Origin of the sequence: Xanthomonas sp. DAR 80977 (assembly GCF_041240605.1) — a bacterium.
Taxonomy (GTDB): domain Bacteria; phylum Pseudomonadota; class Gammaproteobacteria; order Xanthomonadales; family Xanthomonadaceae; genus Xanthomonas_A; species Xanthomonas_A bundabergensis.
Genome location: NZ_CP162487.1, coordinates 2,709,101 through 2,729,131, shown reverse-complemented (window position 1 = coordinate 2,729,131; position 20,031 = coordinate 2,709,101). Strand labels below are relative to the sequence as shown.

General features: G+C 67.7%; 15 protein-coding genes. 12 read left to right on the top strand and 3 right to left on the bottom strand.

Features of this window, described 5'->3' with window-relative positions:
• Window positions 1-4 precede the first annotated feature (4 nt).
• The 6 genes from AB3X10_RS11505 to AB3X10_RS11480 are packed head-to-tail and all read left to right on the top strand — an operon-like array spanning window position 5 to window position 8,064.
• On the top strand, window positions 5-658 hold the full coding sequence (locus AB3X10_RS11505; protein ID WP_369981571.1) for a TetR/AcrR family transcriptional regulator: 654 nt from the start codon (window positions 5-7) through the stop codon (window positions 656-658).
• Window positions 655-2,751, top strand: a complete 2,097-nt coding sequence (locus AB3X10_RS11500) for a hydantoinase/oxoprolinase family protein (protein WP_369981569.1) — start codon at window positions 655-657, stop codon at window positions 2,749-2,751. The genes AB3X10_RS11505 and AB3X10_RS11500 overlap by 4 nt, the downstream gene beginning before the upstream one ends.
• The gene (locus AB3X10_RS11495; RefSeq protein WP_369981567.1) at window positions 2,748-4,232 is read left to right on the top strand and encodes a hydantoinase B/oxoprolinase family protein; all 1,485 of its coding nucleotides are present in this window, start codon (window positions 2,748-2,750) and stop codon (window positions 4,230-4,232) included. Before AB3X10_RS11500 ends, AB3X10_RS11495 begins: the two co-directional genes overlap by 4 nt.
• Window positions 4,225-5,916 (top strand): hydantoinase B/oxoprolinase family protein, encoded by a 1,692-nt coding sequence (locus tag AB3X10_RS11490; protein ID WP_369981565.1) that lies wholly within the window; start codon window positions 4,225-4,227, stop codon window positions 5,914-5,916. Before AB3X10_RS11495 ends, AB3X10_RS11490 begins: the two co-directional genes overlap by 8 nt.
• Window positions 5,913-6,752, top strand: a complete 840-nt coding sequence (locus AB3X10_RS11485; RefSeq protein ID WP_369981563.1) for a DUF1684 domain-containing protein — start codon at window positions 5,913-5,915, stop codon at window positions 6,750-6,752. Before AB3X10_RS11490 ends, AB3X10_RS11485 begins: the two co-directional genes overlap by 4 nt.
• Window positions 6,745-8,064: a cytosine permease gene (locus tag AB3X10_RS11480; RefSeq protein ID WP_369981561.1), complete on the top strand. Its 1,320-nt coding sequence runs from the start codon at window positions 6,745-6,747 to the stop codon at window positions 8,062-8,064. The genes AB3X10_RS11485 and AB3X10_RS11480 overlap by 8 nt, the downstream gene beginning before the upstream one ends.
• 412 nt (window positions 8,065-8,476) lie before the next feature.
• Here AB3X10_RS11480 and AB3X10_RS11475 read toward each other — a convergent pair whose 3' ends face one another.
• The 3 genes from AB3X10_RS11475 to AB3X10_RS11465 are packed head-to-tail and all read right to left on the bottom strand — an operon-like array spanning window position 8,477 to window position 13,175.
• On the bottom strand, window positions 8,477-11,470 hold the full coding sequence (locus AB3X10_RS11475) for a Tn3 family transposase (RefSeq protein ID WP_057681762.1): 2,994 nt from the start codon (window positions 11,468-11,470) through the stop codon (window positions 8,477-8,479).
• A gap of 23 nt (window positions 11,471-11,493) precedes the next feature.
• Window positions 11,494-12,765, bottom strand: coding sequence for a site-specific integrase (locus tag AB3X10_RS11470; RefSeq protein ID WP_081029750.1), 1,272 nt, complete (start codon window positions 12,763-12,765; stop codon window positions 11,494-11,496).
• Entirely contained in the window at window positions 12,762-13,175 is a 414-nt protein-coding gene (locus tag AB3X10_RS11465) for a MerR family transcriptional regulator (RefSeq protein ID WP_014159616.1), read from the bottom strand. Before AB3X10_RS11465 ends, AB3X10_RS11470 begins: the two co-directional genes overlap by 4 nt.
• 105 nt (window positions 13,176-13,280) lie before the next feature.
• Here AB3X10_RS11465 and AB3X10_RS11460 point away from each other — a divergent pair, with 105 nt between their 5' ends.
• Genes AB3X10_RS11460 through AB3X10_RS11435 form a run of 6 tightly spaced genes read left to right on the top strand, consistent with a single transcriptional unit; the run spans window position 13,281 to window position 20,013 of the window.
• Complete coding sequence (locus tag AB3X10_RS11460) at window positions 13,281-13,898, top strand: cation transporter (RefSeq protein WP_057681761.1); 618 nt, start codon at window positions 13,281-13,283, stop codon at window positions 13,896-13,898.
• Window positions 13,895-14,251, top strand: coding sequence for a hypothetical protein (locus AB3X10_RS11455; RefSeq protein ID WP_057681760.1), 357 nt, complete (start codon window positions 13,895-13,897; stop codon window positions 14,249-14,251). The genes AB3X10_RS11460 and AB3X10_RS11455 overlap by 4 nt, the downstream gene beginning before the upstream one ends.
• 56 nt (window positions 14,252-14,307) lie before the next feature.
• Entirely contained in the window at window positions 14,308-15,588 is a 1,281-nt protein-coding gene (locus AB3X10_RS11450; protein ID WP_101364858.1) for a TolC family protein, read from the top strand.
• Window positions 15,585-16,532 (top strand): efflux RND transporter periplasmic adaptor subunit, encoded by a 948-nt coding sequence (locus tag AB3X10_RS11445; protein ID WP_081029748.1) that lies wholly within the window; start codon window positions 15,585-15,587, stop codon window positions 16,530-16,532. The genes AB3X10_RS11450 and AB3X10_RS11445 overlap by 4 nt, the downstream gene beginning before the upstream one ends.
• 8 nt (window positions 16,533-16,540) lie before the next feature.
• A complete protein-coding gene (locus AB3X10_RS11440) occupies window positions 16,541-19,738 on the top strand; it encodes an efflux RND transporter permease subunit (protein WP_101364859.1) in 3,198 nt (1,065 codons plus the stop codon).
• Window positions 19,735-20,013 carry a hypothetical protein gene (locus AB3X10_RS11435; protein ID WP_005996620.1) on the top strand — a complete coding sequence of 93 codons (279 nt, stop codon included), beginning with the start codon at window positions 19,735-19,737 and terminating at the stop codon, window positions 20,011-20,013. The genes AB3X10_RS11440 and AB3X10_RS11435 overlap by 4 nt, the downstream gene beginning before the upstream one ends.
• The last annotated feature ends 18 nt before the right edge of the window (window positions 20,014-20,031 follow it).

Sequence of the window (20,031 nt, the reverse complement as noted above, 5' to 3'; positions counted from 1 at the left end):
GCCCATGCCCACCACGCCGGATCCACAGACCGCCTCCACCCGCGACAACCTGCGCCGCGCCGCATTGGACCTGTTCGCCAGCCACGGCTATCACCGTACCCGCATCGCCGAGATCGTCCAACGCTGCGGCCTGACCCAAGCGGCGTTCTACTGGCATTTCGACAGCAAGCTGAGCCTGGCCCTGGACCTGATCGCCGAAGGCCGCGCGGCGATGCTGGCCACGCTGCGCCGCGGCTATCGCGAGCGCATCGATTCGGTGCAGGACATGGTCGACAACTCGCAGCGCTGGATCGTCGACCTGCTGCAGTTCGCCCTGGACAATCGCCAGTTCATGGCGATCCTGCTGGCGCGCGGGCACGGCGCCGACGTGCAGGTGGACCGCGCCATCGGCGAGACCCGCGCGGCCATTTACGACGCCCTGCACGCCAACATCGCGCGGGCGGTGGAACTGGGCATGCTCCCGGCGACCGCCATCGACCTGCGCGCCGGCTTCGTGCACCGGCTGATCGAGGGCAGCATCGAGTGGTGGCTGTTCGGTCACGACTACGACCTGGCGCACCGGCCGCAGGTCGATGCGGCGACGCTCGCCGCGCAGCTGGTCCGCTTCGAGTTCTTCGGCCTCAGCGGCGACCCGGCCGCGGCGCGGGTGCGGTCGTGAGCGCGGCTCCGCGCTGGGACGTCGGTATCGACGTCGGCGGCACCTTCACCGATCTGGTGGCGCTGGCCGGGGACGGCCGGCGGCTGAGCACCAAGGCCGCATCCACCGCCGATCCGTCCGAGGGCGTGCTGGATGTGCTGCAACGCGCCGCCGCGCAGCTGCAGCTGCCGCTGTCGGCGTTCCTGGCGCAGGTTGGCACGCTCGTGCACGGCACCACCGTGGCCACCAACGCGTTGCTCGAATACCGCGGCGCCAAGGTCGGACTGATCACCACCGAAGGCTTCCGCGACGAACTGGAATTCCGCCGTTCGTACAAGGAGAGCACCTTCGACCCGCGCTTGCCGCCGCCGCCGCCGATTTGCCCGCGCCGCTACCGCATCGGCGTGCCGGAACGGCTCAGTCATCAGGGCGAGGTGCTGGTGCCGCTGGATGAGGCGGCGGTCCGTGCGGCGCTGCGCATGTTCCGCGCCGAAGGCGTGGAGGCGGTGGCCGTGTGCTTTCTTTTCAGTTTCGTCGACGACCGCCACGAGCGCCGCGTCGCCGAACTGATCGCGCAGGAGCTGCCGCATGCGCACGTGTCGCTGTCGTGCGAGGTGCTGCCGGAAATCCGCGAGTTCGAGCGCGTGTCCACCACCGTGGTCAACGCCTACACCGGGCCGCTGATCGCCGGCTACCTGCAGCGCCTGCGCGAGCGGCTGGCCGCCGCCGGCTTCGGCGGCGAACTGCTGGTGATGCAATCGCATGGCGGCGTGCTGGGGCCGCAGCAGAGTGCGCGGCTGGCGGTGGGCACGCTGCTGTCCGGCCCTGCCGGCGGCGTCACCGCCGCGGCGTGGACCGGCGCCCGCGCCGGCTACCCGAACCTGCTCAGCGTGGACATGGGCGGCACCAGCTACGACATCGCCCTGATCGAGCAGCTGACCCCGGGCACCACCACCGAGAGCTGGATCGGGCGCTATCGGATCGCCCGGCCGATGCTCGACATCCATACCATCGGCGCCGGCGGCGGAAGCCTGGCCTGGATCGACGATGGCGGCGCGCTGCGGGTGGGCCCGCGCAGCGCCGGTTCGCTCCCGGGACCGGCCTGCTACGGCCGTGGCGGCGAACAGCCGACGGTCACCGACGCCAACCTGTTGCTCGGCTATCTCAATCCGGACTACTTCCTCGGTGGCGAGATGCGGCTGGACCGCGCCGCCGCCGCCGAGGCGGTGCACCGTCACATCGCCGGGCCGCTGCAGATGACGGTGGAGGAGGCGGCGCTGGCGATCATCGAGATCGTCAATCACAACCTGGCCGACGCCAGCCATTTCGTCACCACCCAACGCGGCCACGATCCGCAGGAGTTCGCGCTGTTGGCGGTGGGCGGCGCCGGCGCCCTGCATGCCGGGCGCCAGGCGCAGTTGCTGGGCATCGGCACGGTGATCGTGCCGGCCAGCGGCCCGGTGTTCTGTGCGCTCGGCGATACCCTGGCGAACCTGCAGGTGAGCGTGTCGCGCAGCTTCCACGCGACCTTGCCCGGGCTGGATCTGGCCGCGCTGAACCAGGCCTTCGACGCGCTGGAAGCGCGGGCGCGCAGCCTGCTCGGCGGCGCTGCCGGCGCCGCCGCCAGCGAGGTGCGACGGCGGCTGGATCTGCGCTACCAGGGCGAGGTCCACGAAACGCAGGTGGCGCTGGCCACGCGCACCCGGCGCATCACCGGGCTCAACCTGGAGGCGGCGCTGCGCGACTTCCACGCGCTGCACGAACGCCTGTACGCGCATCGCGATCCGGCGCAGCCGGTCGAACTGCTGACGCTGCGGCTGGACCTGATCGGGCTGCGGCAGCCGCCGGAACAGACGCCCGGCCGTTTCGGCGAGGAGGATCCGGTATCGGCGCTGAAGGGGCAACGGCGCCTGCTGTTCGCCTCCGGCGCTGCGTCGGTGCCGGTCTATGCCGGCGACCGCCTGCAGCCTGGCCATTTCATCGCCGGGCCGGCGGTGATCGAGCAATGGGGCACCACGATCGTGGTGTACCCGCGGCAGGAGGCGCTGATCGACGCTTGGGGCAACTGCATCATCGAGCTGGCTGCGGACGCGGCCGGGATGGTGGCGGCGTGATCGGCGCGCAGATCCTCTACGACCGCCTGACGGCGGTCTGCCGCCAGGCCGGTGCGCGCCTGCTGCGGCACAGCCGCGCGCCGTTGCTGTTCGACGAACGCGACTATGCGTGCGGCCTGCTCGACGCGCAGCACCGGTTGCTGGCGCAGGTGCAGGGCCAGCCGACCCATCTTGCCGCGCTGCACGACAGTGCCACGGCGGCAGTGCAGCATTTCGCCTTCGACATCGCCGATGGCGACCTGTTGCTGGTGGGCGATGCGCATGCCGGTGGCAGCTTCGGCCATGTGCTGAGCATGGTGCTGCCGGTGTTCGACCCCAGCGCCGCGGCGCAGGAGCGGGCGGTGTTCTTCGTGGTGGTGCGCGCGGCCGTGGCCGACCTGGGGGGCGAGCGCCCCGGACCGCTGCAGCCGCAGGCGCGCGACATCTGGCAGGAGGGCTTCCGGCTGACCCCCGTCAAGCTGCATGCGTCAGGGCGGCTGCGCCGCGACACATTGCGCCTGCTGCTGCGCAACAGCCGCTGCGGCAATGCAGTGCAGGCGCAGTTGCAGGAGATGGAAAGCGTCGCCCGCCACGCCGCCGCGCAGGTGCAGCGGCTGCTCGCGCAGTGCGGCCTTGCAGCGCTGCAGCAGGCGGTGGAACTGCGACTCGCCTACGGCCGGCGCCGCCTGCAGCAGCGCCTGCACCCTCTGCGCGGACGCCACGGCGCGGCGCGGCAGCACTTCGACGCGCTCGGCTGTAGCGCCTGCATCGTGCTGACGCTGCGGGTGGACGACGACGGCATCGTCGCCGACTTCAGCGGAAGTTCGCCGTGCGTGCCGGTGCCGTTGAACTGCACGCCGGCGCTGACCGCCGCGATGACCGCCAGCGCCGTGTTCGGCGAGTTGCTGGAGCAGGACGGTCTGGACCAGAGCCTGCTGGATGCGTTGCGCCTGGTCGTGCCGCCGGGACTGGTCGCCGCGTCGGCACCGGCGCCGGTCAGCCTGTCCGGCATCTACACCGGGCCGCTGCTGGCGGCAACGGTGGCCGCGGCCTGGCGGCAGTTGCAGCACGATGAGACCGTACCGGTCCTGCCGCTGGCCGCGCCGCAACCGCAGGCCTGGCTTTCGGCACCGCTGGGCCGCTGCAGCGAGGACGTGCCGCAGCTGCTGGCGCCGGGATTCGCCCGTGCCGGCTGGGGCCCGACCGCACTCGCCGGCACGCGCCGCCTGGCATCGGCCGAGTTGCTCGAGCGCGACGCCGCGCTGCGGCTGCAGCGGCGCGAATACGACGCTGACGGCGCCATGCGGGTGGAATTGCGCAACCTCGGTCCGACCCGCGAGGCCACGCTGCTGGCGCTGGATCCGCACGCCTTGGCCGACGCGCCGACGGCGCTGTGGCTGGACCGCGACGCGGTCGCGCAGTGGCACTGCGGCCGCTTCGACAGCGGCCAGCAATTGCGATTCCGCTATCCGCCGGTAGCGCAGGAGAGCGCGCATGTCTGAGCGCGACCTGATCCTGGCCAAGATCGTCGCGGGGTCGCTGGAAAGCGCCGCGCGCGAGATGAGCGCCGTGGTCACCCGCACCGCGCGTTCGCCGCTGTTCAACGAAGCGCACGACTTCACCACGGGCATCTTCGACCTGGACGCCGGCGGGCACGCGCGCCTGATCGCGCAGGCGCCGGGCTGCACGCTGCACCTGTACGCGATCTGCCCGGCGGTGCAGGCGGCCCTGGCCGCGTTCGGCAACGACCTGCACCCGGGCGATGTGATCCTGGCCAGCGATCCTTACGACGGCGGTACCCACATCCCCGATCACGTCCTGATCGCCCCTGTGTTCGTGCGCGGACGGCCGCGCTATTTCCCGGTGGTGCGCGCGCACCTGGCCGACGTTGGCGGGCCGGTGCCCGGCGGCTACAACCCGCGTGCCCGCGACATCTGGCAGGACGGCGTGGTGATGCCGCCGATCAAGCTGTACGAGCGCGGCCGCCGTCGCGACGACCTGTACCACCTGGTCTTGGCCAACAACCGCCTGCCGCACTGGCTGGAAGGCGACCTGGCGGCGATGCGCGGCGCCTGTGCGGTGGCCGAACGCCGCATCCACGCCCTGTTGCGCCGGCACGGCGAGACCGTGACCGCCGCGGCGATCGAGCACAATCTGGACTACACCGAGCGCCGGGTCCGCGCCGAAATCGGCCGCTGGCAGGATGGCAGCTACAGCGCAGAGACCTTCGCCGACCACGACTACCACGGCCACCTGGACATCCGCGTGCGCTGCACCGCGACGGTCCACGGCAGCGATCTGTCGATCGACTTCGCCGGCACCTCCGCGCAGGTCGACGGCTTCATCAACAGCCCGCTGGCCAATACCCTGTCGTTCGTATTCGTCGCCATCACCAGTTGCTGCGACGAGGACATCCCGATCAACGAAGGCTATATGCGGCCGTTGCGGGTCACCGCGCCCAGCGGCAGCCTGGTCAATCCGCAGCATCCGCGCCCGGTCGGCAACTGCACCTGCATCAGCGGCGCGGAGATCGCCGAGTCGGTGCTGCTGGCGCTGGCGCAATGCGCGCCGCAGCGGGTGGGGGTCAACTGCCACAAGCTGCCGCTGTGCTACACCAGCGGCGAGTACGCCGATGGCAGCGGCTGGGTCAACCTGAACTTCTTCGGCTACACCGGCGGCGCCGGCGCCGCCTACGGGACCGACGGCTGGGGCCTGTACCCGCCATTGATGACCGGGGTGATCCTTCCATCGATCGAGGTCAGCGAGCGCCAGTATCCGCTGCGGATCGTGCGCCACGAATACATCGCCGACTGTACCGGCGCCGGCCGCTGGCGCGGCGCGCCGGGCGTGGAGACGCTGATCGAATACCAGACGCCGACCCGCAACCAGGTGCTGATGGCTGGCGTGCGCCATCCCAGCCGTGGCTTCTGCGGCGGCGGCGACGGCGCACCCAACCAGCTCGCGTTGATCGCGCCCGGGCAGGCGCCGCAGCGCTTCGAACAGGCCGCCTACGACCATGCCTTGCCGGCCGGTTCGCGCCTGCACTTCATCCGTGGCGGTGGCGGAGGCTGGGGCGATCCCCGGCAGCGTCCGCGCGCGGACGTGCTGGCCGATGTCCGCGATGGCTATCTCACCGCGGCGGCGGCGTGGCACGACTATGGCCAGGCGGTGGAGGAGGGGAGATGAGCCAGGACGCGTTTCTTGCCGATTGGCATCGGTGGCGCGAGCGCCGCGAGTTGAGCCTGCGCCAGCCGGACGGATGGCTGAGTCTTGTGGGGTTGCTGTGGCTGCAGGTGGGGCGCTGGCGCATCGGCCACGCGCCCGGCAACGACCTGCGGTTGCCGGACGGACCACCTTGGCTGGGCGAGATCGAACTGGACGCGGAAGGCAAGGTGCGGTTCCACGCGCAGGTGGCCGGCGCGGCACGCATCGACGGCACCGCTGCCGCGACCGCGATCTTGCGCGCCGACGACGATCTGCAGCCTTCGCGGATCGACGTCGGCCGATTGCGGTTGCAACTGCTGCGGCGTGGCGACGCACTGGCATTGCGCGTGCGCGATCCACAGGCCGAAGCGCTGCGCCGTTTCGCCGGCCTGACGTATTTCGACCCGCAGCCGCACTGGCAACGCATCGCGCGCTGGGAGACCTTCCCGGCATCGCGTGCACTGCGCCAGCACGGCAGCGACGGGCGGGAACGGACTGCGCCGTTGCATGGTTGCGCGCATTTCGAGCTGGAGGGGCACCGCTACCGGCTGCTGCCGTTCGAACAAAGCGACCGCCACCTGTCGTTCGCCTTCGCCGACGCCAGCAATGGCGATCGAACCTACGCAGCTGGCCGCTTCCTGCATACGGACGCCCCCCGCGACGGCCGCGTCGTGCTGGACTTCAACCGCGCGATCAATCCGCCGTGTGCGTTCAGCGCCTTCGCCACCTGTCCGCTGCCACCGCAGGAAAACCGCCTGCACAGCGCGGTGACCGCGGGCGAATTGGCCTACCCAGCACAAGGTGCCGCACATGTCTGAATCGCCGCGTTCGACGCTGCCCGACGACCACATCGCCAGCCCGGTTCCTGCCACCGAGCGGCGCTCGTTCCTGGGCCTGATGTTCACCACCAGCTCCTGGATCCTGTCGATGTCCTCGATGTGGACCGGGAGCTTGCTGGGGCAGGGCATGCCCCTGCCGCGCGCACTGCTCGCGATAGTGCTCGGCATGGCCATCCTGGCCGGCTACGGTGGCCTGCAGGGATGGTTGGGCGGGCGCTACGGCGTGTCCACCGTGGTGCTGGCGCGCGAGGCGTTCGGCAGCGCCGGCGCACGACTGCTGGGCGGCGTGCTCGCACTGACCTTGGGCATCGGCTGGTTCGGCTGGCAATTGGCCTTCTTCGCCGACACCTTGCACGCCATGTTTCCCGCCGCGGCCTGGGCCAGCGTGACCGCGGCCAGCCTGTGGGGCGGTGCGCTGATGATCGTCACCGCCCTGTTTGGGTATCGCGCACTGGCCTCGCTGAGCGTCGTTGCCTTGCCGCTGAAGGCGGGCCTGGTGCTCTGGGGATTGTCGCTGGCGGCGCGCCATGCAGGTGCCGGCGGCGGCATCGCGCATCCGCCATTGGCGCTCTTTGAAGGCGTGGCGCTGGTCGTGGGCAACGCCGCGATCGGTGCGGTGATCTTCCCCGACCTGACCCGCTATGCACGCAGCCCGCTGCAGGGCGCGCTGGCGTCGGCCAGCGGCTACTTCCTTGGCGGCCTGGTATCCCTGTCTGCCGGCGCGATGTTCGTCCAGGTCGCCGGCGCTGCCGGCGGCACGCTACCGGCCGCGATGGCGGCGGCCGGCATGGGCACCGCCGGCTTTCTGATCCTGCTGTTCGCGCAGTGGACCACCAATACCAGCAATCTCTACAGCGGCACCCTCGGCCTGGCCGGCGTGCTACGGCTGCCGTCCGCACTGTCGTGTATCGGCATGGGCGTGCTCGGCATCTGCATCGCGCTCTCCGGCGATCAGCAGCGCTTCGTCCCGTTCTTGACCGCCTTGGGCCACTATGTGCCGCCGATCGCCGGCGTGATGCTGGCCGACCACTGGATTGGCAAGCGGCTGCTGCGCGGCAGAGCCTATCGCGTCGACGCCGACGCGCCGGTCGCACGCATCGGCTGGGGCGCGCTGGCGACGGTGTTGCTGGCCGGTGGGCTGGCATCGCAGTGGCACTGGGGCATCGCGCCACTCAACGCCGTCGTGCTGGGATTTGTCTTGCAAGCCGGCCTGCAGGTGCTGCAGGTGAGACAGGAAGGCAAGGTATTAGCGTCATCAACTGGCAATCCCGACCCATCAGAAGGCCAGTGACTGCCTGGAGCAGCCGAAGTGCAAGGGCCTGAGCAGCAAGGGAAAAATGGGGGCATGGACGATAGGTCGCGTCCGTGCCTCACCCCATCGGCTTGATTTTTACATAATATACATTATGCGAAATAATGTTCTGGGCGGCGCGGGTCCGGGCGCGCTGGATCTGGCTGTGAATCAAGTCTTGCTTGCCAAGACGCTCACCCCGCGAAACGGAACTCGCAGCATGAGCGACAGCTACAACATCGACCGGCGGCCACCATGCTGGGCTGCCGGCCAACCCTGCCCGAACCCCAGCGCCCAGGCGCACGCACGGTACGTGAGGGTCGGCAGGGAATCGTTACGTACAGGGCCAAAAGCCACCTAAGCGATTGAAACGCAATGATAATCACCTTGTCCCGGTAGCGGATCTCCCCATCTATGGGGCGTGCTCAAGGACTTTGGCGGTATAGCTCAGCGGCGCTACTTCCCTTTCAAGATCCAAGTGGTAATCGCCGAAGCGATTGATGTGGCTGGTCCGATAAGGCGACAGGCCGGCCAGGATCTCGGGCGTCAGTTCAATCCCCTCCTTCCGCATCTCAGCCAAGGTCCGGCTCATGCCTTCTACGTTGTGGAGGATGATCATGTTGGCGACCAGCTGGCTGTACTTGATGATCTTGCGCTGCTCGTGTTGGACGTTCTCAGCAATGATCCCCTGGCTGCCAAAGAACACCCATTTTACGAAGCCGTTGTACTCCTCGCTCTTGTTGGTCGCAGCATGGATCGTTTTCCGAATCTCGTTGTCATCGATGTAGCGCAGCAAGAACAGCGTTCGGACGGCCTTGCCAAGTTCCCGGAAGGCGAAGTACAGCTTGTTCTTCCGGCTGTAGGTGCCCAGCCGGCGCAGGATCGAGGACGCGGTGATCTTCCCCAAACGGATTGAGATCACGACCCGCAGCATGTCGTGGAGATGGGTCGCGATCAGTTGCCAGTCGATGCTGTCTCCGAACAATGCCTGGATGTTCTTATAGGTTCTGCCAGGTTCGGGCCGGAAGAATGTCAGATCCTTGATGTTTCGTATCCTGGGCATCAGCTGGATGCCCAGCATGTGGGCCAAACCGAAGACCGGGTAGCTTTGGGCCTGCGTGTCGCCATGGACGATCTCAGGCTGGATGTCGGAAGTGTTGGCCAGCAGGCCGTCGAGGATGTAGATGCCCTCGTGCACGCCACAGGGAATGAAGTGGCTGAACAGTGCCACGTATTTGTCGGACACGTGGTAGTAGCCAATGCCGCCGTAGCCGCCGTAGCGGATGTGGTACTCCGACAACAGGTTGTCCTCGTAGACGCTCCATTTGGTGCCATCTGCGGAGGCGCTCTTCCCGCTGCCCCAATAGCCCGGCAGGTCGAATTTGTTGTAGGTATTGATGACCTCCACGATGGCCTTCTCAAGCACATCCTCGGTCACGTATTTCAGGTTCAGCCAAGCAACCTGGCGCCGGCTGAAGCCCTTGATCGACCGCGCCGTCTGCGTCGGCCCCAGGTTGCAGCCATAGCAAAACAGCGTGGTGATCACCCGTCGAGGGAGATCTTCAACCTGGCTCTCGGTGCCGGCGATCGGACGGAAGAATCGGTGCAGATCCAGCCATCGGCTGGCGTCGATCAGGACATCGACGATGCTGGATTCCGGGAGCCGTTCGGCGATGAGGCGATCCACGGTGGTAATCGCGCTGGAGACTTCGGCGCGTTGCCCCTTCCGCAGCACCAGGCGCCCCTCCAGGATGTCCGCATGCACGTTCTCCGGGAAACGCGCGTCGACCTCGTCGGCCAGGGAGGTCAATTGTGCGCGTAACCCTGCCACGAACGACTCGGCGTCGGTGGGCAGGCCTGACACCTGACCATAGGCTTCCAGCTCCTGGGCCAAGGTGGCTTCATCGACCAGCTGCTCGCGGTAGTCATCAAACCGTTCGCTGCTGGGAATGAAGAGATCTCCGGACTTCAGCTCGTCTTTGACCTGCACCAGCACGGCCAGCTCGAAGTACTTACGGTGCATCCAGCCGGCGCCTGCCGCGCTGGCCCGCTTGCCAAACACGTGCTGACGCCAGAGCTTGGACATCCAGTCAAAATCCTTCTCCGGGTCCAGGCCGAGGGAAGCAACCTCGATCAACTCACGCCGTTGGTTGCGCAGTGACAGCACGGCCGCGATCAACGGCTCCATGCCGGCGTCGTGGCTGGTTGCCCGTAGATTCATCAGCTCCAGCCCATTGAACAGCAGCGGCCTGACCGCGCCGTAGGGCTGCAGCATGAAAGGCAGGTAGTTTTTCCCTGCATAGGCCATATGTTCTTCGCATTCGGCCAGCAAGGTCGATACTTCCGCTTCCAGGCTGTTGTCGATGGCATCCACGCGCTGACTATCGCTGCCGTCGAGCTGATAGGCCTGCAGGATTTCCTTGAGCTGGCCGATGAGGAAGTCGGCCCGCTTGGCATGTTCGAGCTGGTAGGCCAGCAGCTTCTGCTGGGCCGTGTTCTCCAGCCCGCGCACCTGCTTGATGAACAACTCGGCTGCATCATCCAGCGTCTTGGCATGCTGGGCGCGAATGAAGATGGTGGCCAGCGCATAGCGCTTGTCCGGAGCCAATTCGGCCAGCTCGCTGGCGTCATAGGCCCGAGCCATTGCACGGAATTGCTTGAGCTTGGGCACCGGCACATCGATGGGAGGCAGCTGGTCGGCCAGCTGCTGCAGCATGCGGATGTGCTGCAGATAAAAACGAACTTCCTTGTTGGTCGGCCGGCCAGGCTCGCGCTTGAGTGAGTGCCAGCCAGTAAATCTGGAGCCTTCCGGTGCGCGCAGCAATTCGTCAATGAGCGTGCGCGTTGCGGGCGTCAGCGCGTGACTGATGCTGCGGTAGTACCCCAGATTGACCCTCTCACGCGCGCCAATGGCGGCCAGCTCCAGGGTGCGGAAGCCTGGCAGTTCGTAGCGGTGGTGCACCAGCTCTTCGAGCAGGACGTTCACGATGTCCGGGATGGTGTGCTTGGTCTGGGCTGCTCCGGTGGCCACCGTGTCCAGCCAGGCCAAGCCTGATTTGTCCAAGGGACGTACCCCAATGAACTTCCGAAGCTGCGGCATATGCCGGCGCTGGCTGCCGGAGGCGTCGTAGCGTTCGAGCTGGTCGGTGTCCAATACGCGCCCGAGTCGGGCGGCCTTGGCGATGTGCTTCCGGATCCGCTCGGGCACTTCGGCCAACACCGTGAAGTAACCCAGGCGCTGGAAGAGCTTGAGATGAATCAGTACCGCCAGCTGCGGTCCCGGCTGGGTGGTCAGCTGCTTGGCGAATGCAATCTCAGCGGCGGTCGGAGTGTAGATCTCCTCCAGTTCCTTGGCGGTGGGATCAGGCTTCAGTCGCGGGTAGGCGGTCTCGTGAAGGGTAGCCATTGGATCCGAAGGTTATGAGGGGATCAATCCCAGTGCCGGCCATCGTCTGTATTGAGAGACGCTTCCAGGAAACACTGGTGCGTATCGGCCATGCGGTGCATGTCATCGAGCAACGTGGCCAGGATTTCATCCAGATCCCGGTCGGGATCGGTGGGAGCTGTCAACCGGTACTCGCTGCTGGCGGTGTTCAGCCGCACAGCCTGGAACGGGGCCAAGCAGATCTCTTCGATTCGCCCCCGGGCCTTGGCCGCGCCGCGGCCGGCGCGGGCAAACGGGGTCAGCACCATGCGCAGGCGCAGCTGCAGGGCAGATTTTCCCTCGGGCGCCGGCAGCGCCATCGTCGGAGCTGGCGAGGTTGGGCTGGGCAGGCTCGCTTCAATGCGATCCCGGGCGAACGGGTCACGCCCGTCCAGATAACGCATGGCCGACTGCACATCGCGCCAGCCCACGTACTCCATCAGCGCCTTCATGTCCCAGCCTTGGTCGTTGGCCCAGCTGGCAAAGCCGCGGCGCAGCGAATGGCTGCTGTGGAGCCCAGCATCGGCAAAACCAGCACTGGCCAGCAACTCACGCAGCAGGCGCACCAAGCTGTTGGGATGCAGGCCTTCGGCGCTCACCTGGCCCCATTGGCTGACCGCCCGAAATACCGGCCCTTCTTGCAGGCCGGCCGCCTGCAGCCACACCTGGGTCGCCTCCACCGGACACAATCGCGACAACGCCGGCACCTTGTAGGTGACGCCGGCCGCCTGCCGATCGCCCTTGCTGCGCGGAAGGAAGCAGGTCATCCCCTGTCCCGGCACCAGCGTGAGATGGGCCACGTCCAGACGCAGCAGTTCATCGCCGCGGAAGCCACGCCAGAATCCGAGCAGCACCAACGCTCGGTCCCGTTGGTGGCGCAGCGCCGCCGCTCCGTCGCCCCGCGCCTGTGCCGCAGCGATCGCTGCAGCCAACCAGTCATCGAGTTCGACCAGCCGCCGAATCTGGAGCGGCGCGGCTTGCTTGACCTGGCCCGGGTGCAGGGTTTTGATGCCTTTGAGCACCTTGCGCACCAGCGGCGACCGGGTCGGGTCGACAAAGCCGTGGTCGCGGTGCCAGGAGGCAATGGCGGCCAGCCGGTGGCGAAGGGTGCTGGTGGCCAAGGTCTGCGCATAGGCGGCCAGGTACCGCGCCACGCTGTCAGGTGTGGCTGGGAGGTGGCCTTGCCACTCAACCTCAAAGTGCCGCAGCGCCGACGCATAGCTGCGCACCGTGTTCTGGCGCGTGGCCGCATCGAGGTAGCGGTCCAGTTCGGTCACTGGCGCGTGGCCTCCACCGAGGCCGGCTGTCGCAGCGTTGACAGGATGGTGCATTCTGCCCGCTGACCGCCGTGGCAACTGGCAATCACCCGTTCCAGCTCGCTGGCCATGCGCTGAAGGTCAGCCATGCGCGCCCGCACGTCGGTCAGATGGCTGCGGGCCAGCCGATCCACGTCCCCGCACGAAAGCTCCTCATCGCCGGCCAGCTGCAGCAGGCTGCGGACCTCTTCCAGACTGAAACCCAGATCCCGGCCACGCGCAATGAAGCGCAGCCGCTCGATGTCGGCCGGGCCATAGACCCGGTACCCATTGCCTGAGCGCCCAGGGCGCGGCAATAGGCCGATCCGCTCGTAATAGCGGATGGTCTCCAGATGGCACCCGCTGGCGTCGGCAGCCTCACTGATTTTCATTCGTAGTACGCTTGACTCCGTAGTAGCTACGGACTTTACCCTCACCGGCTGTGTCATGCCAGCGGCCCGCCCGGGCCCGGCTTCCCTGCGAATGGAGATGTTCCGATGAGTGATTGCGGCTGCCACCACGAGGCTAAGAACGCGCAGGAGCGGCGCGTCCTCTGGATCGCCCTGGCGTTGAACGCGGCGATGGCCGTGATCGGCGGCATCGCCGGCTGGGTTGCTCATTCCACTGGCCTACTGGCCGACGCTCTGGACATGCTGTCCGATGCCACCGCCTATGCCATTGGCTTGGTCGCTATCGGGCGCACGGCGCGCTTCAAGGCCAATGCCGCGTGGGTCAGCGGCAGCGTGCTGCTTGTGCTGGGTGTGGGCGTGTTGGTCGAGGTCGGCCGCCGCGTAATGTTCGGTGCCGAGCCGGTCAGCGGCTGGATGATTGGCACCGCCCTGCTGTCGCTGGTGGTAAACGTGACGGTACTGCGCATGCTGGCGCCGCTGAAGTCCGGCGAGGTGCATCTGCGGGCGACCTGGCTGTTCACCCGGGCTGATGTGGTCGCCAATGTTGGCGTAATCCTGGCGGGCCTCCTGGTGTGGTGGCTGGCCAGCCCGTACCCAGATTTCGTGATCGGCGCCCTGATCGGCCTGTATGTGATCAAGGAAGCCTTCGAGATCTTGGGTGATGCCCGCCGGGCACGTGCCGACGCGCGCAAGACGGCTGCATGACCAGGCTTGGCCGGCTGGGTTCTGGCCTGCGCTGGCTCCTGCTGGCGCACTTGGCCGTGGGCCTGGTGGCGCAGCCGGTGCTGGCACTGGTCGGCGAGCTGCATGCCCAGACCCATCTGGCCGCTGCCGACCGTGGCCCGGCAGTGGCGCCACCAGCTGCCGAGCGTGGCGTAGACGTCGCCCTGCATCGGCTTCAGCAGCTGGTGCTGTGTTGCAGCCAAGCCGCGCCGGCCCCTGAGATCCTGCTGGCCGTGGCGGACATCGGCCGGTATTTGCACGCGCTGGACGCCGATACGCCCCGGTATCCGCCCGCGCACCTGATCGCGCCGTTCCGACCGCCGATCGCAGGGTGAGGTCGGCTGGCATGCGCCGGCGCCCTGTCGATATCGAGAACCTTCGGAGTACTTCCATGCATGTGCGATTGGCGGCTATAGCCGCATGGCTGCTGTTGGGCGGCGCGGTGACGACGCCGGCGGCGGCGGCCGAATTGATGACTTTGGACGACGCGTTCGCGCGTGTGGCCCAAACCCACCCCGAGCTGCGCCTGGTCGATGCGCGGGCCACCGTGCTCGCTGCCGAGCGCGATCAGGCCATGCAGCGCCCACCGTGGACGGTCGGTGCCGAGGTCGAAAATGCATTGGGCACGGGCGTGGCCCGTGGTCTGGACAGCGCCGAGCTGACCTTGAGCCTGAGCTCGGTCCTGGAGCGCGGCGGCAAGCTCGATGCGCGCCGAACCCTGGCCCAAAGCCGGATTGATGCGCTGGCCGTGCACCGGGAGACCGGCCGGCTGGACCTGCTCGCCGAGACGGCGCAGCGCTATCTGGCCGTCGTTGGCGCCGACCGTCAACGCCGGCTGGCGGACGTGGATGTCGGCCAGCGCCAGCGGACCGTGGCGGCCGCCCGGCAGCGCCTGCAGGCCGGTGCTTCGCCCGAATCGGTGGTACTCACCGCGCAGGCAGCGCTGGCGCGGGCCGAGCTGACCCGTGATCGGGCCGATCAGCAGCGAATCGCCGCTCGTCAGCATCTGGCCGCACTGTGGGGCGAACGTGCTCCCAGCTTCGAGGTGGCCGCGGCCGATCCCAGGGTCTTGCCGGCGATCGCGTCCATGCAGACGTTGGCCGAGGAGCTGGAGCGGACTCCGGAACTGGCGCAGTTTGCCGACGCCCGTCGGATCGCGCAGGCACGACTGCAGCTGGCGCGTTCGGCGGCCTCGTCGGACCTGTCCTGGCAGCTCGGTGTGCGCCGCCTGCAGGAGTCCGACGACACCGCGCTGGTGGCCAGCCTGTCCATGCCGCTGGGCAGCCGCAGCCGCGCACAGCCGGAGATTCGCGCCGGCGAAGCCGAGCTGGAGGTCCTGACGATCGAGCGCGAGGCCAAGGGCCTGTCGCTGTACTCCACGCTGGTCGAGGCCCATGGCCGTTACACCGTGGCGCAGGCCGAAGTGGCGCGGCTGCAAGGAGACGTACTGCCGAAGCTGGCCCGGGCCGAGCAGGCTGCCGAGCGCGCCTATCGCGCCGGCGCGATCAGCTATCTGGAATGGGCACAGCTGCAGTCCGAACGCACGGCCATGGCCCAGCAGCAGCTGGACGTGGCGCTCGATGCGCAGCGCGCCCTGATCGAAATTCAACGACTGACCGGCCAGGCGCTTGTCACGCCGCCGGCGGCCGCTTCCACCGGAGAGACCCCATGAATCGCTTTTCCTGGACCGCACTGGGCATGGCCCTGATGCTGGCCGCCTGCAACGCGTCGACCCCCAACGAAGCCTCCGAGGGCGGCGCCGCCGCTGAGGGCGAAGAGCACGGCGAGCACGAGGAAGCGCCGCTGGAAACCAAGATTGCCGCCAAAGCTGCGCAGGCGGCGGGTATCCAGGTCGCGCCGGCGGGTCCAGGTGAGATTGCTGACGAGCATGAGGTGCAAGGGCTGCTGACCCCGATCGATGGGCGCATCGCGCAGGTCACTGCACGCTTCCCCGGACCGGTCCGTTCTGTGCGAGCGGGCGTGGGTGATCAGGTGCGTGCCGGCCAGGCACTGGCCACCGTGGAGAGCAACCTGAGCCTGACTACCTACACCGTCACCGCGCCGATCAGTGGCGTGGTCATGGCGCGTACGGCCGCTGTGGGCATGGCAGCCGCTGAGGGCGCGCCGCTGTTCGAGGTCGCCGACCTGTCCTCGCTGTGGGTGGACCTGCACATCTTCGGCGCCGACGCCCAGCACATCGGTGCCGGCGTACCGGTGACGGTCACCCGCTTGAGCGATGACGTCACGGCGCAAACCACGCTGGAGCGCGTCCTGCCCGGCACCGCCACCGCCAGCCAAAGCACCATTGCGCGCGCCACCGTGGCCAACACCGATGGCCTGTGGCGGCCGGGTTCGGCGGTCAAGGCGCGGGTCACGGTGGATCGCCAATCGGCGGCGCTGGTGGTGCCGATCACTGCGCTGCAGACCGCAGAGGACCAGGACGTGGTCTACGTGCAGCAGGGCGAGACCTACCACACCCGGCCGGTGAAGCTGGGGCGCCGCGACGCCGAACGCGCCGAAGTGCTGGAAGGGCTCAAGGCCGGTGAACAGGTGGTGGTGGCTCAGAGCTTCCTGATCAAGGCCGACATCGAAAAGTCCACCGTGGAAGAGGAATGAGGCCCGCCATGCTCGAACGCCTCATTGGGCTGTCCATCCGCCACCGCTGGTTGACGCTGGTGCTCACCGCTGCGCTGGTTGCGCTGGGCGTGTGGAGCTACCGTCACCTCTCCATCGACGCCACGCCGGACATCACCAATGTCCAGGTCCAGATCAACACCCAGGCCCCTGGCTACTCGCCGCTGGAGGCCGAGCAACGGGTGACCTTCGCCATCGAAACGGCCATGGCCGGCCTGCCCAAGCTGGACTACAGCCGCTCGCTGTCACGCTACGGGCTTTCGCAGGTCACCGTCGTCTTCAAGGACGGCACCGACCTGTACTTTGCCCGCCAGCAGGTCGCCGAGCGCCTGCAGCAGATCGCCTCCCAGCTTCCCGAAGGGTTGGACCCGGAAATGGGGCCCATCTCCACCGGCCTGGGCGAGATCTTCATGTATACCGTGGAGGCCGAGCCCAACGCTCGCAAGCCCGACGGCACGCCGTACACGGCCACGGACCTGCGCACCCTGCAGGACTGGGTGATCCGGCCGCAGCTGCGCACTACCGCTGGCGTCACCGAGGTCAACACCATCGGCGGCTTTGAGCGGCAGATCCACATCACCCCCGACCCGGCCCAGCTGGTGGCGCTGGGATTCACGTTGAACGACGTGGTCGCCGCGGTCATGCGCAATAACCAGAACATCGGCGCCGGCTACATCGAACGCAACGGCCAGCAGTTCCTGGTGCGCGTGCCCGGCCAGCTGGCCAATCTGGAGGCGATCGGCAACATCGTGCTGGACCGGCGCGATGGCGTGCCGATTCGGGTGCGCGACGTCGCTAGCGTGGGCGAAGGCAAGGAGCTGCGCACGGGCGCGGCCACCCAGAATGGCCACGAGGTCGTGGTCGGTACCGCCTTCATGTTGTTCGGCGCCAACAGCCGGGAAGTCTCCCAGGCGGCCGCGGCCAAGCTGGACGCCGCCAACGCCAGCTTGCCCCCGGGCGTGCATGCCAAGGCCGTCTATGACCGCACCGCGCTGGTGGACCGCACCATCGGCACGGTATCCAAGAACCTGATCGAGGGCGCGCTGCTGGTGGTGGTGGTGCTGTTCCTGCTGTTGGGCAATGTGCGCGCCTCGTTGATCACCGCGGCGGTGATCCCGTTGGCGATGCTGTTCACCATCATCGGTATGGTGCGTGGCGGCGTATCGGGCAACCTGATGAGTCTGGGTGCGCTGGACTTCGGCCTGATCGTGGACGGGGCGGTGATCATCATCGAGAACTGTCTGCGCCGGTTCGGGGAGGCGCAGCACGCGCTGGGCCGCCAGCTCAACGATGAAGAGCGCTATGACCTGACCGCCTCGGCCACCGCCGAGGTGATCCGTCCCAGCCTGTTTGGCCTGGGCATCATCGCGGCGGTCTACCTGCCGATTTTCGCGCTGTCCGGGGTGGAAGGAAAAATGTTCCACCCGATGGCGATCACGGTGGTGCTGGCCCTGACCGGTGCCATGGTGTTGTCGCTGACCTTCGTGCCGGCAGCGATCGCCACCTTCCTGCGCGGCCGCGTGGCTGAGCACGACAACCGCCTGATGCGCTGGTCGCGCGCCCGCTACACCCCGCTGTTGGATTGGGCGCTGCGGCGCCGTGTCGTGGTGCTGGCAGGCGCGGCCGTGCTGGTGGTGGGCTGTGGCGTGCTGGCCACCCGCTTGGGCTCGGAGTTCGTGCCGAGCCTGGATGAGGGCGACATCACCTTGCAGCCCATGCGTATTCCCGGCACCAGCTTGGAGCAGTCGGTGGCCATGCAGGAAACGCTGGAGAAGCGCTTGGCCCAGTTCCCGGAAGTGGCCAACATCTTCTCCAAAATCGGCACCGCCGAGGTGGCCACCGACCCGATGCCGCCGTCGATGGCCGACACCTTCCTGATGCTCAAGCCCCGCGACCAGTGGCCCGACCCGCGCAAGCCCAAGGCCGAGTTGGTGGAAGAGCTGGAGGCGGCTGCCAAGGAAATTCCGGGCAGCAATTACGAGTTCACCCAGCCCATCCAGATGCGCACCAACGAGCTAATCTCCGGCGTCCGCTCGGACGTGGCGGTCAAGGTTTACGGTGACAACCTCGACCAGCTGACCCGTCTGGCCAGCCGGGTCGAGCGGGTCATGCGCAGCGTCCCCGGCGCCGAGGACGTCAAGGCCGAGCAGGTCTCCGGCCTGCCATTGCTCACCATCACGCCAGATCCGGCGGCATTGGCACGGTATGGCCTGAATCCGGGCGACGTGCAGGAAACGGTGGCCACCGCCATTGGGGGCAGTGTCGCCGGCCAGCTGATCGAGGGCGACCGCCGCTTCGACTTGGTCGTGCGCCTGCCCGAATCGCAGCGCCAAGACCCGGCTGTACTGGCAGATCTGCCCATTCCACTGCCGGAAAGCGCCAGCGTGGACGAGTCCAGCCGCCTGGCCACCGGCGCCAATGGTGGCCCTCGTACGGTGCCGCTGCGGGAAGTGGCGAAGATCCAGGTGGAACGCGGGCCCAATCAGATCAATCGCGAAAACGGTAAGCGGCGCGTGGTGATCACCGCCAACGTACGCGAGCGCGATCTGGGTGGGTTCGTCGGCGAGCTGCGCACGCGCATCGGCCAGGATGTCACGCTTCCTGAGGGCTACTGGATCGACTACGGCGGCACATTCGAGCAGCTGATCTCGGCCACCCAACGCCTGGGGGTGGTCGTTCCGGTGACACTGGCGTTGATCTTCGCCCTGCTGTTCATGGCCTTCGGTTCGGCCAAGGATGCGACCATCGTGTTCAGTGGTGTGCCACTGGCGCTGACCGGCGGTGTGCTGGCACTGGCTCTGCGCGGGATTCCCCTGTCGATCTCGGCCGGCGTGGGCTTCATCGCACTGTCGGGCGTGGCCGTACTCAACGGCCTGGTCATGATCGCCTTCATCCGCCGTCTGCGCGAACAGGGCGATCTTCTGGACGACGCTGTCCGGGACGGCGCCCTTGGACGCCTGCGGCCGGTGCTGATGACCGCCCTGGTGGCCTCGCTCGGGTTCCTGCCCATGGCCTTGAATGTCGGCGCCGGCTCGGAGGTGCAGCGCCCGCTGGCCACTGTCGTCATCGGGGGGATTGTGTCATCCACCGCATTGACCTTGTTGGTGCTGCCGGTGCTCTATCGTTGGCTGCATCGCGACCGAGCTCCCCGCGGCGATCGCACTGCCTTGGAGTCCTCGAAATCATGAACGAGATCAACCTGGAACAGGTCCGCGCGGCGATGTTTACCGACCCGGGTGTGAAGGCGGTAGACGACCTACGCCTGGTCCCCGGCAAAGAAGATGGCCGTGCGATCGCGGCCACCATCACCGTCGCTGCCCCCTCAGTTGACTTGGACTTGGTGCACGCGGTGACCGCCCGCGTGCTGGCCGACCAATTCGGCATCGATCAGGTCATGCTGTGCTTCAACGATCCGGGTCCGGTGCCGCCGCCCCCCACCGCGGCACCCTTGAAGAAGATGTGATGGCCTGCGGCCCTGTGC